The organism is Halorubrum sp. SS7, assembly GCF_005435055.1.
GTDB classification, from domain to species: Archaea; Halobacteriota; Halobacteria; order Halobacteriales; family Haloferacaceae; genus Halorubrum; species Halorubrum salinarum.
In genome coordinates this window covers 1-370 of record NZ_SGXV01000402.1, presented here as the reverse complement: position 1 = coordinate 370, position 370 = coordinate 1, and the positions used below count along the sequence as shown (strand labels likewise).

The 370-nt window shown below is 67.8% G+C and carries 1 protein-coding gene; it reads left to right on the top strand.

Features of this window, described 5'->3' with window-relative positions; translation table 11 throughout:
• A partial coding sequence (locus tag EXE44_RS18570; RefSeq protein WP_199241290.1) for an arsenic resistance protein occupies positions 1-370 on the top strand: 370 nt, incomplete at both ends.

Here is a 370-nt window from a genome sequence, read left to right as displayed (position 1 = left end):
CTAGGCGGACCCGTCGTCCGCGTCGCCCCCGTCGCCGACCGGCTCATCGTCCCGTTCCTGATGGTGATGCTGTTCGCCGCGTTCGTCGGGATCCCCCTCTCTCGGCTGCGGGAAGCGTTCGGCAACCGCCGCGTCGTCGGGTCGAGCCTGCTGGTCAACTTCGTCTGGAGCCCTCTGCTCGCCGTGGGGCTCGGTGCCCTCTTCCTCCGGAACCAGCCCGCGCTCTGGGTCGGACTCATCATGCTCCTCGTGACGCCGTGTACGGACTGGTACCTCGTGTTCACCGACGTCGCCGACGGCGACGTACCGCTTGCCGCCTCCGTGTTGCCGTACAACCTCGTCCTCCAACTGGTGTTGCTGCCGGTGTACC